Below are 12,885 nucleotides of genomic sequence, written 5' to 3' on the forward strand. Positions count from 1 at the left end.
CGGAAGTCGTCGCTCACCGCAGCCTGCTGGAGAGCACGATGGACAGCAGGTGCAGGACGGTCTGGAGCACCGCGATGGCGGCCAGCACCACGACGGCGAGCCGGGTGAAGAACAGGTCGCCGCGGACCGCGTCGGCGATGCCGGCGGCCAGGATGAACAGCGACGCCTCGACCGCGCCGACCAGGCGGTGGAACTTGAGCAGCGAGGCGGCCCGGCGGGCCTTGGCGACCGCGGTCGAGCGCGGCACCGAGGCGCTGTCCTCGACGGCGGTCAGGCCGGAGCGGGCCCGGGCCACGTCCACCAGGTCGGTCTCGGACTTGATCAGGATCGCGCCGAGCGCGGCCAGCGTGCCCAGGAAGGCCCACTGCCAGGCGGCGTGCGCGCCCTCGCGGTGGAACAGGTCGGCGGCCCGCAGGCCCAGGCCGGTGAGCAGCGCGGCCTCGGACATGTAGTGGCCGACCCGGTCCAGGTAGACGCCGGTCAGCGAGGTCTGCCGGCGCCAGCGGGCCACCTCGCCGTCCACGCAGTCCAGCAGCAGGTAGACCTGGATCAGCAGGGCGCCGAGGATCGCGCCGGCCAGGCCCGGGACCAGCAGGGCGACGCCGGCCAGGATGCCGGTGAGCATCATCAGGTAGGTCAGGCCGTTGGGCGTGATCACCGTGAAGGTCGACAGGACCCGGGTGATCCGCAGCGAGATCCGCCGCATGTAGAGGCGGCCCGCCCAGTGCTCCGCGCTACGGCGCTGCAGCATGCCCTCGGGGTGGATCACCGCCCGCAGTTCCTCGATCGACGGGCGCCGGGTGAGGTCGACCGGCGGGCGTTCAGCTGTTGACGGCTTGGACATAGTCGGCGTACGCGTCCCTGATGTCTGTGACGGAGAGGTCGAGGTGTTCGAGGATGGTGAAGCGCCCCGGTCTGGTGTTCGGAGCGTAGTGCACCGCTTCGGTGAACTCCGCCTCGGTGAAGCCGAGCTGATCGGCGGTCACCGGCAGGCCGTGGAAGCGCAGGCGCTCCACGATCAGTCCGGACAGGTCCCGCTCGCCCCGCAGGTGGCAGGCGAAGGCCGCGCCGAGGCCGACCTGTTCGCCGTGCTGGCCGGGTCGCTTGGGGTGCAGCTCGACCAGGGCGTGCGAGATCTCGTGGCAGGCGCCCGAGCTGGGCCGGGTGCTGCCCGCGATGTTCATCGCGATGCCGGACAGTACCAGGGCTTCCGCCAGCGTCGTCAGCAGGTCCGGGTCCTCCAGGGTGCCCGGGTGCCGGAGCAGGTTCTCGCCGGCCGAGCGGGCCATCGCCACGGCCAGTCCGTCGACCGGTTCGCCGGTGACCGCGTGCGAGAGCTCCCAGTCCGCGCAGGCGGAGATGTTGGAGACCGCGTCGCCGATCCCGCCCGCCACGAACCGCTTCGGGGCCTTGGCGATCACGTCCAGGTCGACGATGATGCCGATCGGGCTGGGCACCCCGTAGGAGCCGCGCCCGGCGTCGTTGTCCAGGGTGGAGACCGGGGAGCACAGGCCGTCGTGGGCCAGGTTGGTGGCGACCGCGACCACCGGCAGGCCGACCCGGGCCGCGGCGTACTTCGCCACGTCGATGATCTTGCCGCCGCCGAGGCCGACCAGCGCGTCGTAGTGGCCGCGGCGGATCTCGTCGGTCAGCCGCACCGCGCTGTCCAGGGTGCCGTCGGCGACCCGGTACCAGTCGGCGCCGGGCAGCGCCGGCTCCAGGCGCTCGCGCAGCAGCTCGCCGGAGCCGCCGCTGATCGCCACCGCGATCCGGCCGCCGGCCGACAGCCGCTGGTCGGCGAGGATGCCGCCGAGCGAGTCCAGGGCGCCCGCGCGGATCTCCACGAAGACCGGCGAGGGCACCAGGCGGGTCAGTACCGGCACGCGATCTCCCGGGCCTTGGCCAGGTCCTCGTGGTTGTCGACCTCGACCCAGGAGACCTCGCCGATCGGCTGCACGTCGACGGTCAGGCCGCGGTCGACCATCTCCTGGTAGCCGTCCTCGTAGTACAGCTGCGGGTCGCGCTCGTAGACCGCCTTCAGCGCGTCGGCCAGGGCGTCGGCGGCGGACGGGTTGATCACGGTGACGCCGATGTACTCGCCGGTGGCGTCCAGCGGGTCCATCAGCTTGGTGATCCGGCGCACCCCCAGCTCGGGGTCGACGACGACCTTCATCTCCTCGTCGGCGAGCTTCTTCACGGTGTCCAGCGCGAGCAGGATGCCGGGGGCCCGGCCCTCCTTGGTCCGGCGGTCGTTGCCGTCCAGCATGGTGCGCTGCACCGAGGCCGGGTGCACGGTGTCGCCGTTGGCCAGCAGCAGGCCCTCGGCGAACAGCTCGCGGGCGCACCAGAGCGAGTAGGCGTTGTTCCACTCCTCGGCCTTGTCGTTCTCGACCAGGGTGAGCTTGACGCCGTACTTGCGCTCCAGCGCCTCCCGGCGCTCGCGGACCGCCTCCTGGCGGTAGCCCACCACGATCGCCGCCTCGCGCAGGCCGACCTCGGCGAAGTTCCCCAGGGTCAGGTCGAGCACCGTCCGCTCCCCGTCCACCGGCACCAGCGCCTTGGGCAGGGTGTCGGTGTAGGGGCGGAGCCGGCGGCCGGCGCCGGCGGCCAGGACGAGGCCGATCATGCGGGACTCCACGTTCTCTCGGGTGCCGCGGGCGCCGATCCGGACCGGTCGTTCCGGATCGGTCGGTGCCGTGCGGGCCTGGTGCGGCCGCGGCTGCGGCGCGCCGAGCGGGCGGCCGCTGCGGGCCGCCCGGTGTCACTGATGGTAGGCGACCTCGGCGACCTGCCAGAACGCGGGCCCGCACGGCGCCGGTGATCGTTCGGGGGAAGTCGGTGAACGTCCGGTGACCGGGGTGGACCGCCGGTCGAACACTTCTGCCGGTGGTCCCGTCCTCCCGCCCCGGGGTGTGCGTCGCGGCCCCGCGACGGGTGGGGCATGCGGCAGACTTGGGCCCCGACGCCGTCGCCCGGACCGGCCGGTCCGGGCCGACGCGCGTGCAGCCGACCCCAAGGACCGGGGCGGGCAGCCGCGGACCGCACGGCCCGGGCGGCGGCCCCGGTCCACGTGCCGAAAGGGGCATTGTGCCCATGAGCCCTGCCGTCAGCCCGACCGAGCCCCTCTCGCCGGAACTGGCTCCCCCGCCCTCGGCCGCGCCCGGCGAGATCCTGCTGGAACTGGTCGACGACGACGGCGCGACCATCGGGACCGGCGAGAAGCTCTGGGCGCACCAGCAGCCGGGCCGGCTGCACCGGGCGTTCTCGGTCTTCCTCTTCGACCGCCAGGGCCGGCTGCTGCTCCAGCGCCGGGCCCTCGGCAAGTACCACTCCCCCGGCGTCTGGTCGAACACCTGCTGCGGCCACCCCTACCCGGGCGAGCAGCCCTTCACCGCCGCCGCCCGCCGCACCGCGGAGGAGCTGGGCGCCGCGCCGGCCCTGCTCTGCGAGGCGGGCACCGTCCGCTACGACCTGCCCGACGAGGCGTCCGGGCTGATCGAGCGGGAGTGGAACCACCTGTTCGTCGGGCTGGTCACCGCCGAGCTGGAGCCGGACCCGGAGGAGATCGAGGACACCCGGTTCGTGACCGCGGCGGAGCTGCGCGAGCTGCGGGCCGGGAAGCCGTTCTCGGTGTGGTTCGAGACGGTCTTCGAGGCCGCGCTGCCGGGCATCCGGGAGATCGCCGGGCACGACTGGTAGGAGCGGCCCCGGCCCGTCCGGTCGGGTGGCCGTCTCAGTTGTCGTCGTCGGGGTCGGCCTCCGGGCCCGCCCCGGCGGCGGGCAGCGGCAGGCTGGCCCAGATCACCTTGCCGCCGTCCTCGGTGCGCTCCACGTCGCACTCGCCGCCCGCCTGCAGGGTGATGCTCTTGACCAGCAGCAGCCCGCGCCCGCCCGGCCGGGCCGGGTCGTTCTCCTGCGCCTTGGGGCGGTACGGGTGGCCGTCCACCACCGAGATCCGCACCCGGTCCGCGCCGATGGCCAGCTCGCACACCACCTCGGGCGAGAGCACCGCCGCGTGCGTGACGGCGTTGGAGACCAGCTCGGAGACGATCAGCAGCAGGTCGTCCACCAGCTCCTGGTAGCGCTCCCCCGCCATCCCCTGGGCCAGCAGCCGGTCGCGCACCGCGTGCCGGGTGCGCGGCACCGACGCCTCGTGGGAGAGCGCCGAGAAGCGCCACACCCCGGTCTCCGGGGCCGGCGCGGGCCGGGGACCGGGCGCGCGGCCCGGCCACCAGCTCGCGGCGTCGGGGACCGCCTTGTCCGTCTGTTCCACTGCATGCCGCCCTTCACGCGGTGACGGGAGGCTCCCGCGCCGGGATCCGACCGGCGGCGGCTGTCGGGAATCGGGCGTTCCGCTCAAGGCTCCCTGGTGCACAGAGGCTAGGAGAGCACTCCCCGGCGACCCGCACCGGGACTGGAACTACGCGTGTCGTGAAGGTTCCCGACCGATTCGGTACGCGTTCTGCGCCGTCCTGGCCGGTACCGTCCCGCCGCGGGCCCACTGTTGCCGCCAGAACGCCCGTCCGAAATCGCCCGCGCCCCCGCCCACCAGCGCAATCACCCGCCGGGCCACCGCCTCGCCGCCCGGCTTGTCCGGTTCCGTCCCGTTCGCCGCGCGGCGGCCGTCCCGGCCCCCTAAAACGCAGGTGAGAAGCACTCCCCGGGCCTGGTAGTGTTCTCTCTGTCGCCAGGGGGCAGCCGCGAGGAAGCCCTGAGGTGAACACCCGGTCCGGGTGGCGGAATGGCAGACGCGCTAGCTTGAGGTGCTAGTGCCCTTTATCGGGCGTGGGGGTTCAAGTCCCCCCTCGGACACCAGCACAGACCCCTGTTGATCAGGGGTTTTTTGCTTTTCCGGGCAGTGGCGTGACCAACCACGTGACCAACGGCCCAGGAAGTCCCCTGGTCAGACCAGGGATGTGAGGCCAATTCGGCCGGCGCTTGATGCCGCCAGCTTCTTCGCTCCCTCGGCACGACGGCGGCCGTAGCGAGCCATCGTGTAGCCCGGCGAGTGGTGCCGGGCGTTGGCGGAGACCTCTACCGGATTCTCGTGGTTGTCGAGGTCGTTTGTGATCTTCGATGCCCGCAAGTCGTGCAACCGGAAGTCTTCCGGCAGGCGCATGCGGTTGCGGGCCGTCCGCCATCGGGCCGACACCTTCTCCGGGTCCTGGGGCCCTCCGGCCTCCTTGCCCTTGTGGAGTTTGAACCCGTCCCGGGCGAAGACCAGGCCGTGGTCCACCCAGGCCGCCCCGAGAAGAGCCCTCTCCTGCCGCTGGCGCTCCCGCTGCCACTTGAGGACGTTCATCAGGGCCTGGTCCACGTAGATGACGGCGTTGTCGTCGCCGTCCTTGGTGAGCTTCCGGAGCCGGTAGGTGTTGCCCTCCTCGACCACCACCCAGGCCAGTTCGATGGAGCCCTCATCCCAGTTGATGAGGTCCCACATCCAGCCCAGGACTTCGCTGCGGCGGCACGAGGTGGCCGCGTAGGCGGTCCACAGCGGGGCGTCCCGCAGGCAGTGATGAGTCAGCCCGTCGTCACAGGCCCGGTTCCCGCACGGCTTCCATATCTCGGCGAGGAACTGCGCCGTCTCCTGGTCGTTGAGGGTCGGGAAGTCCGGCTCTGCCGCCTTGATCTGACGCTCTGTCGGAGGGTTGGCGGTGTGCGCCGGGTTGACCTTCAGCAGCCGCCTCGGACCGGTGATGGTCTCGAAGGCCGCAGAGATGGCGTTGTGGATGTGGCGGACCGACTTCGGCCCAAGCGGCTTGCCCTTGTTGGTCGGGCACGGCTGGGTCTCCAGCATCCGGTAGAAGTCGTCCAGCCTCTCGTCCGTCACCTCCACCACCTTCTCCTCTCCTATGTGGGGCTTGATGTGCAGCCTCACCTTCGGCTCGTAGCCCTTGGTAGTCGTCTTCTCTCCCCGGTGCTTGGACAGCCACCGGTCCATGAGCTGAGCCACGGTCATGTCCGAACGCGGGGTGAGGTCGCCTTCCTCGTGCTCGGTGTGCCACTTGCGAAGAGCCCTCTCCGCCTCGGTCTTGGTGCCGTACTCGCGGCCTATCCAGTGCCTCTCCTTCTTTCCGGTCGCCGGGTTGAGGTGTAGCGGGGTGCGCACTCCCCAGGTGTTGGGCCTCCCCTTGCGCGGGATCTCCACCGGAGTCCCCCGAGCCCGTTTCCGCGCTTCGCCACTTCTGCTACTGCTCCTCTTGTTCGTTCTGCCATTCGGCGAGCAACGTGCTTGCCTTGGCGGTGAGTTGTTTGCCGTCCCACAGGCCCAGTTCCCGGGCGCGCCTGACGCGCTCGGACATGGTGGCCTTGCCGATGCCCAGGCGGGCCGCCAACTCGCCCTGGGGGGCGGTGGTGCCGGTTGCCCTCATACGGACCAGTTCGGCCACCAGCAGTGCGTAGTCCTGGTCGGTGCGACAGCGCTCCGGGACCGGCCAGGGTCGAGCAGTGTCATGCTCGGCCGCACGGGCCATCTCGGCACGGGCCTGGGCCTTGATCTCCGCGAAGGGGATCTGCCGCAGCAGGCTCGCCGGAATGCCGTCCGTTTCCAGCGCCTGGGCCATGGCCTGATCGATCTCCTCGTCACTGCCGCCGACGGCCAGCCGGATGGTCAGCTCAGACGGGCCGGTGAACGGGGCTCCCGAGGGGCATCGGGCCGCCACCCGCCAGGGCCCGTAGAAGCCGAGCCACACCAGGTCATCGCCCTGTCGCTGCCACTCGGGCTGTGGGTCAGGTTCGTTTGTTCGTGAAGTCATGGCACGACCATAGATCATCCCGAACATCCTGCGCCAGGTTCGGACAAGTGACACGCATCACCGATAATGAACTTGCTGCCACATGTTCGGAAGTGGTGTGGTGAGGACAGGCCGGAGAACGGCCACAGAAGACGCCCACCATCGGGACACAGCGAGGAGCGCACTTGGGCAACAGCCTCATGACCGTGGACGAGGTAGCCAACTACCTCAACCGCCCCAAGAGTTGGGTCTACGCCAACTGGCGGGAGGCGGGCATCCCGTTCCGCAGGGTCGGGCAGGCACTCCGGTGCCGGCCGAAGGACCTCGAAGCCTGGGTGGACCGGCAGGCCGCGTAGCGGCAACCCAGCCTGGGCCACTCCCTCTTCCATGAACTCTGAAGCCGCCCCTTTGAAGGGCGGACACAGAACCACTACCTGAACATGTCTCGGCCGCTCTCGGGGGCGGCCAGAACAGTAGTCATGTGGGGGGTATATAGAACCCCCACATAAAAGATGTATGTGTCAATCCACGGGCAGATGGATGCCTTCGCCGAAAGAGTGGGACACCTCACATCTAGCTGAACTGGTGTCCATTCGGAGCCCTCCTGACACATACATCCTAAGTGAGAGTTAGTTAGCCCCAATCAGCCCCGGCCCACCATCCCCCGGGGCCCGTCCACTTCTACTGGAGGTTCACCCTGACCGAGAACCAGACCGAAACCGCGGAGCAGGCACCCGCCGAGGCACCGCAGGCCCCCGACTCTTCCCAGGCCATCTGGGAGGAGGTTCACCGCGAGTTCGCCGTTCGGCTGGCCCAGGCCGAGATCAAGCTCCAGGCGGCCCAGGAGGGCGTGAAAATTCCTGATGGCCTGATGGATCTCATTGACCCGTCAAAGCTCCTCGGAGAGGGCGGCCAGCCCCTTCAGGAGGCCATTGACGTTCTCCTGTCCGCAGCTCGCGCCAACAGCGAACCGGAGTTCGCCCAACTCGCGGGTGCCGGTTACCACCGGGGCGGAGCCCCGTCCTTCCCTTCCGTTTCACTCGACGCCCGCAAGCGCTGAAAGGAATTTCTGACATGACCGATACCACGAACAGCACCGAGGCGATGCGCGCAGAAGCTTCCCGCGCGTATGCAATCAGGCTGGCCATCATTGAGATCCGGACTGCGGCCAAGCTGCTCGGTGCTCACGTTCCGGACAGCTACCTCCAGTACCTCGATTATTCGAAGATTTGCAACGCCGACGGAACGGTCCGAGCCGATGCGGTGGCCGAGATCATTGAGCCTTTCGCCCCGCCCAAGGAGCCGGTATTCGCCCAGGATCTCGGCCTGGGCCGCCAAGGCGGATTCACCCACTACCAGATGAAGCCCTATGACGTTCGCAACCGATAACCAGAAAGAGGCCATATGACCTACACGTACCAGAGCCCCGGCACTACAACCTTCATTCCCGAAATCTGGGATGCCGCACTTATCGAACAGTTCGACCCTCTGCTCGTATGGGCATCGGATATCGTCGCTAACCGGAAGTATGAAGGGGCCATCAAGAAGCAGGGTGACACTGTCCACATCAACAGCCTTTCGACTCCGACCGTGGGTGACTACAAGCTGCCGGATGGCATGACGGCCCAGCGGCCGGAGACGGTCGAGCAGAAGCTCGAAATCACCGAGGCAAAGTATCTACAGCTGCTGGTGGAAGACATTGAGCGCATCCAGGTAGCTGGGGCCATGGACACCCCGATCAACCGGCAGATGGTGCGCGCCCTGGCCCGGGAGGCCGATGCTTTCATGGGCCGCGTCATCGCCTCCACAGCCACCCCCATGCCCAACGTTAAGGCCACCACCGGAAGCGCCCCTCAGGCGCTCTACAGCGCCGTCCTGGACATGATGCTGGCCTTGGACGACCACGACATCCCTGACGGCCGCTACGTGGTCGTCTCGCCCCGCGTGAAGCGATTCCTGGTCGAGCATCCGGCGATTGCGAACGCCGGGGCCTACGGTGAGGCCGGGGTGACCGCGAACGGCGTCGTGGCGCGCCTGGCGGGATTCACGGTCCTGTCCACCACGGCCATGCCCCAGGGCGCTGATATTGTGGCCGGACACTCCGAATTTGCCACGTTCGCTTCCCAGTTCAATGGCTTCCGGCAGGGCCTCAGCGAGAAGTACCGGGCGAATTTCATTGACACACTTCATTTGTTCGGTGGCCGCATCGTTCGGTATCCCGGCCTGGACACCCCGAAGCCTGACCGCACATACGATGAACTTCTTCCGACTAAGGGAATCGTCAAGGCCGCCGTCGAGTGGCCTGCCTGACAGTAGGAATTGATAAGGGCCCCGCCATCCGGCGGGGCCCTTATCTTTATTTGCGGCCCGGCAACTTGGCTCGGGCAACTCCAGATCGGCCGGCCAGCAGGAACAGGCATGCCCGCGGGCGCTATGTATGTGTCAGATCCTCAACTATCGGCCGCCAGAGAGTGAAACTGAGACCGACACCACACATTTGATGGAAAGTTCGATGACTCTCAGCCTTAAATCTGCCCCACATTTTCATTGAATTCGACTCTGGTGCACCCCATTGCCACGAGTGGCATCCCCGAAGAACTCAAGGACGGGGGCGCTTGTGAACTTGTGAAAATTTGAAACCCGTACACGGTGCGAGGAAGGCACCCCCGGTGGGTCCACATTCCTTCCAATCAAGCATTACCCCCATATGCTTTATCATGTAGTTATCTAGAAGAAATGCAGTCGTGATGGCAATCTGAGGTCTGCGTGGCGTTTCGGGTGGGATGATCGAGTTGTTCGCCGGTCGGGCCGGTGGGCGCGAATCGCAGCCGTAAGTGCAAGGCTCCGGCTGAATCACTGGAACTCTCTCCACAAAGGAATGAAGAAACCCCATGCGCACGACTGTCCTGGTACCTGTTGAGCGTGTCTTCTGCGATGCCCACATAGCTCGGGACGGCAGCGAAGTAGCAGCAGTGGAGTCCCTGACTCTCGCCGGTCACGCATGGGACCTGTGCCCGGAACACTGCGCTGTCTTCAGCCGCTACCTGCTGGATGCGCTGGGCGTACCGGCCGAGCCCGGCACCGTTGCCGTGGAGCCGGAGGCCGCTGACACCGTCGTAGTGCAGGACGACCAGGACGACACCGAAGAGGACATGACCGAGGCTGAGCCGGAGGTTCGTCCAACCGTGCTGGTGTCCGGGGAGATCCCGGGGTACGAGTGGGACGACGCCAGGGAAGCAGTCCGCAACCTGGGCTATGAGGTGGTGGGGCGTGCCGACTCCAGCACCGTACTGATCATCTGCGGTGAGGGCGCGGAGCGGGCAACCAAGAAGCTGCAAGACGCAGTTGAGTTCGGCATCCCGTGCTTCGACGCGACCCGTCCAGGTGCGTTCCGTGACGCTGTGTGCGCTGGAGAGTTCAAGGGCGGTGACCCGCTCCCCCAGCCGGTTCGCAAGGACGCTCAGGCCGTGATGAGCGACCGTGAGCGCAACCGCATGATCCGCGCCTGGGCGCACGCCAACGGGTACAACCTGCCCGCCAAGGGGCGCATCCCGATCAACATCACCCAGGCATGGCGGGCGGCCAACACCACGCGGAGCACGTCCACCGCCCCGGAATCCCTCTCAGCAGCCTGACCCTGTTCTGACCGTACGTCACCCACGGCGGCCGGAAGGGCTCCGGCCGCCCCTTGCAAGCAACCAACTGGAGAGAGCGGCATGAGCACCATCACCCTGTACGGCCCCATCGGACGGGCCGTCGAGAAGGTTAGCCCGTACGTGGAGTGCGATCCGATCGGTATCTACGTGGCGGCGCTCAGCATGTGGTCCGCCGCCATCGGGCAGCGGGTCAAGGTATCCAGCCGGAGCAACTCCCGTCCCGCGCTGGTGTGGTCGGCCTTGGTGGGCGGTACCGGCAAGGGCAAGGGCACCGCGCTGCGGGCCGCTCAGCACATCGTGCGCCCGGCCATCGGCCGGTTCCTCGAAGTGAACACCACCTCCGGCATCACCTCCGGCGCTTCCCTGGTCAACTACCTGGCTGAGCAGGCAGAGGCCACGGAGGAGACGGAGGCCGGACGGGACGTGCGGGCCCTGGTCGTCGAAGAGGAGTGGTCCGAGGTGCTGCGCCGGGTGAGGCGTGACCCGTCATTCACGGCCAAGCTGCGGAGTGCCTGGGACGGTGCGGCGATAAGGAACACCACGAAAGAAGGTGCTCAGGCCGTGGAGGACCCGGCCGTGGTGCTGCACACCCACATCACCCCTTCCGACTGGACCAAGTACGTCGGTGACACCGAGGCGGCCGGAGGGTCCTACAACCGCATCATGCCCTTCACCCTGCGCTCGGTCCCGATGCTGGACGACGAGTCGTCCACTCTGCCGGAGGTGAACGGCTGGGACCTTGCCGACGCCTACGCCTGGGCCGCCGCCCGCAACCGCGTGATCAGCCTCGGAGAGGACGCCCGACAGCTCTGGAAGACCATCCGCCGCTACGCCCGCATCATCTCCGAGACCTTGCCCGAGAGCCAGGCCGTCTACGTCGAGCGCACCGCCGAACAAACCATCCGGGTGGCGGCCTGCCTCGCCGCTTCCGAGCAGTCCGAGACCATCACCCACGCCCGACTGTCCGCCGCGTTCTCCCTCGTGCGCCACAGCGTCCGCTGCGCGGTCGGCATCACCGGCGGCGCTGAGGCCACCAAGCCCACCCGCCGGATACCTACCCTGGCGGAGAAGGTCCGGGCCCGCATCGAGATGCACGGCGGCCGGGCACGGTCCTCCGAACTGCTGCCGTTCGTCGGTGCCACCGCCGAAGAGGTCAAGGCACTGCCCGGGGTGAAGGTCACCCTTGACCGCTCCGGCCTGGGCCGCCCGGCCACCGTCTACACCCTCTCCGACGACCAGCCCGGTCACGCTCCGCTCGGCCGGCCGCGAACCCAGCGTGACGAACCCGCGGCCACGGTCGTCCGTATCGACACCTACCGCCCGGCCACACCTGCCAACCCGACGCCCGCCCACGCGCCCTCACTCCGCCCACAACCGACCACGGCGGTAAACCCGTTCCTGTCCCTGCTCTAACGCTCGAAGCAAAGAAGCCCCGGCCAACAAGGCCGGGGCTTCTTTCATTTGGTGCTGCTTCAGACCTCGCCGAACTCGCCAGCGGTAGCGGCAGTGACGAAGGCCGCCCAGGCTGCGGCCGGGAACACCAGAACCGGCCCCTGCGGGTCCTTGGAGTCCCGGACATGGCCCGGGTGAAGGTCGTCCACCTCGACGCAACCCCCCTGACCATTCGAGTATGACGATTTGCGCCAGGCAGTAGCAGTGTCAGGGAGGTCATGCTGCGGCATCGCGTTCCGTTTCCTTCCGTACATCACGGATCAAGGCCAGGGTTTCCTGTTGCCCAAGGGCGTTGACCTGGAGTCGATCGTATCGGCTGAGCCATGTAGACACGGTGTCGGCATCCTGCTCCAAGTATCCACGCTGCAACGTCTCCGTGTATCCGACCATCGCCCGGTTCGGAAGAGTCAGGATCGTCACCGGGTGGGACAGAGGTCGGTCTTCTGCGAGGTGTCGAGGCGCGATTTGGAGGACCACGTTCGGCCGGGCACTCAGCGCTTCGAGGTGGCGGAGCTGTTGAACCATGACTGCCGTCCCGCCGATCGGACGTCGCAGGGCCGCTTCGTCCAGCACCACGTGTATGGGCGTGCCAGCGTCCAACTTGAGCTGACGCCGAGCCAGTAGGGCAAGTCGCTCATCAGCCTGTGCGCGTGTTGACTCGCCCCGCCGAACTGCGGCGTCCTCGTACGCGGCGCTGTACCCCGGTTCTTGCAACATGCCAGGCACAAGATCACTTTCGAAGATCCGCATGCCAATCGCGCGCTGCTCAAGCGGCAGGTACTCCGGGAAGCCGGGCAACAGCGAGCCCCTGCGCCAGCTCCAGTAGAGGAGCAGGAGCGTGCCGTCAGTTTCAAGGGCGGCATCGACCAGCTCTACGAATTTTAAACTCGGGGACTGTTTGGCTCCTTCCACATTCGAGATGTAGACGTTGCTGTACTGGATCGCTCGGGCAAGCTCTACTTGGGTCAAGCCCCGCACCTCCCTTGACCTGGTGAGTTGCACGGCTAGGGCATGCAGCGGAGATAACGTTGGATCAACTGTTC

At 67.8% G+C, this 12,885-nt stretch carries 14 protein-coding genes and 1 tRNA gene; 7 read left to right on the top strand and 8 right to left on the bottom strand.

The genetic code is table 11. The features are described from left to right. Window positions 1–13: 13 nt before the first annotated feature. The 3 genes from QMQ26_RS08230 to QMQ26_RS08240 are packed head-to-tail and all read right to left on the bottom strand — an operon-like array spanning window position 14 to window position 2,626. Entirely contained in the window at window positions 14–844 is an 831-nt protein-coding gene (locus tag QMQ26_RS08230; protein ID WP_100835527.1) for a CDP-alcohol phosphatidyltransferase family protein, read from the bottom strand. Further along, the gene (locus QMQ26_RS08235) at window positions 822–1,883 is read right to left on the bottom strand and encodes an iron-containing alcohol dehydrogenase family protein (protein ID WP_100835528.1); all 1,062 of its coding nucleotides are present in this window, start codon (window positions 1,881–1,883) and stop codon (window positions 822–824) included. Before QMQ26_RS08235 ends, QMQ26_RS08230 begins: the two co-directional genes overlap by 23 nt. Next, complete coding sequence (locus QMQ26_RS08240; protein WP_282205250.1) at window positions 1,871–2,626, bottom strand: phosphocholine cytidylyltransferase family protein; 756 nt, start codon at window positions 2,624–2,626, stop codon at window positions 1,871–1,873. Before QMQ26_RS08240 ends, QMQ26_RS08235 begins: the two co-directional genes overlap by 13 nt. A gap of 467 nt (window positions 2,627–3,093) precedes the next feature. Between QMQ26_RS08240 and idi the strand changes: the two genes are divergently transcribed. After that, complete coding sequence (idi, locus tag QMQ26_RS08245) at window positions 3,094–3,699, top strand: isopentenyl-diphosphate Delta-isomerase (protein ID WP_233533623.1); 606 nt, start codon at window positions 3,094–3,096, stop codon at window positions 3,697–3,699. Between the two features lie 34 nt (window positions 3,700–3,733). Here idi and QMQ26_RS08250 read toward each other — a convergent pair whose 3' ends face one another. Continuing rightward, window positions 3,734–4,273 (bottom strand): ATP-binding protein, encoded by a 540-nt coding sequence (locus tag QMQ26_RS08250; protein WP_282205251.1) that lies wholly within the window; start codon window positions 4,271–4,273, stop codon window positions 3,734–3,736. 454 nt (window positions 4,274–4,727) lie between these two features. Between QMQ26_RS08250 and QMQ26_RS08255 the strand changes: the two genes are divergently transcribed. After that, a tRNA-Leu gene (locus tag QMQ26_RS08255) sits at window positions 4,728–4,815 on the top strand. An 88-nt stretch (window positions 4,816–4,903) separates the two neighbouring features. On the opposite strand, the gene QMQ26_RS08260 is transcribed toward QMQ26_RS08255, so the two are convergent. Together QMQ26_RS08260 and QMQ26_RS08265 are read right to left on the bottom strand one after the other, a co-directional pair. Then, entirely contained in the window at window positions 4,904–6,148 is a 1,245-nt protein-coding gene (locus QMQ26_RS08260; protein WP_282205252.1) for a tyrosine-type recombinase/integrase, read from the bottom strand. Window positions 6,149–6,188: 40 nt separating this feature from the next. Beyond that, entirely contained in the window at window positions 6,189–6,782 is a 594-nt protein-coding gene (locus QMQ26_RS08265; protein ID WP_282205253.1) for a hypothetical protein, read from the bottom strand. Between the two features lie 137 nt (window positions 6,783–6,919). On the opposite strand from QMQ26_RS08265, the gene QMQ26_RS08270 reads away from it, so the two are divergent. The 5 genes from QMQ26_RS08270 (at window position 6,920) to QMQ26_RS08290 (ending at window position 11,803) form a co-directional block, all read left to right on the top strand. Then, window positions 6,920–7,090: a helix-turn-helix domain-containing protein gene (locus tag QMQ26_RS08270; RefSeq protein WP_282205254.1), complete on the top strand. Its 171-nt coding sequence runs from the start codon at window positions 6,920–6,922 to the stop codon at window positions 7,088–7,090. 718 nt (window positions 7,091–7,808) lie between these two features. After that, the gene (locus QMQ26_RS08275) at window positions 7,809–8,123 is read left to right on the top strand and encodes a hypothetical protein (protein ID WP_282205255.1); all 315 of its coding nucleotides are present in this window, start codon (window positions 7,809–7,811) and stop codon (window positions 8,121–8,123) included. A gap of 15 nt (window positions 8,124–8,138) precedes the next feature. Continuing rightward, window positions 8,139–9,044: a phage major capsid protein gene (locus QMQ26_RS08280; protein WP_282205256.1), complete on the top strand. Its 906-nt coding sequence runs from the start codon at window positions 8,139–8,141 to the stop codon at window positions 9,042–9,044. Between the two features lie 581 nt (window positions 9,045–9,625). After that, a complete protein-coding gene (locus tag QMQ26_RS08285) occupies window positions 9,626–10,369 on the top strand; it encodes an Lsr2 family DNA-binding protein (protein WP_282205257.1) in 744 nt (247 codons plus the stop codon). Window positions 10,370–10,450: 81 nt separating this feature from the next. After that, window positions 10,451–11,803, top strand: a complete 1,353-nt coding sequence (locus QMQ26_RS08290; RefSeq protein WP_282205258.1) for a DUF3987 domain-containing protein — start codon at window positions 10,451–10,453, stop codon at window positions 11,801–11,803. Between the two features lie 59 nt (window positions 11,804–11,862). On the opposite strand, the gene QMQ26_RS08295 is transcribed toward QMQ26_RS08290, so the two are convergent. Both QMQ26_RS08295 and QMQ26_RS08300 read right to left on the bottom strand, forming a co-directional pair. After that, window positions 11,863–12,096: a DUF397 domain-containing protein gene (locus QMQ26_RS08295; protein WP_404814159.1), complete on the bottom strand. Its 234-nt coding sequence runs from the start codon at window positions 12,094–12,096 to the stop codon at window positions 11,863–11,865. Continuing rightward, window positions 12,059–12,811 (bottom strand): helix-turn-helix domain-containing protein, encoded by a 753-nt coding sequence (locus QMQ26_RS08300; protein ID WP_404814095.1) that lies wholly within the window; start codon window positions 12,809–12,811, stop codon window positions 12,059–12,061. Before QMQ26_RS08300 ends, QMQ26_RS08295 begins: the two co-directional genes overlap by 38 nt. Between the last annotated feature and the right edge of the window lie 74 nt (window positions 12,812–12,885).

Source organism: Kitasatospora fiedleri (assembly GCF_948472415.1).
Lineage (GTDB): Bacteria > Actinomycetota > Actinomycetes > Streptomycetales > Streptomycetaceae > Kitasatospora > Kitasatospora fiedleri.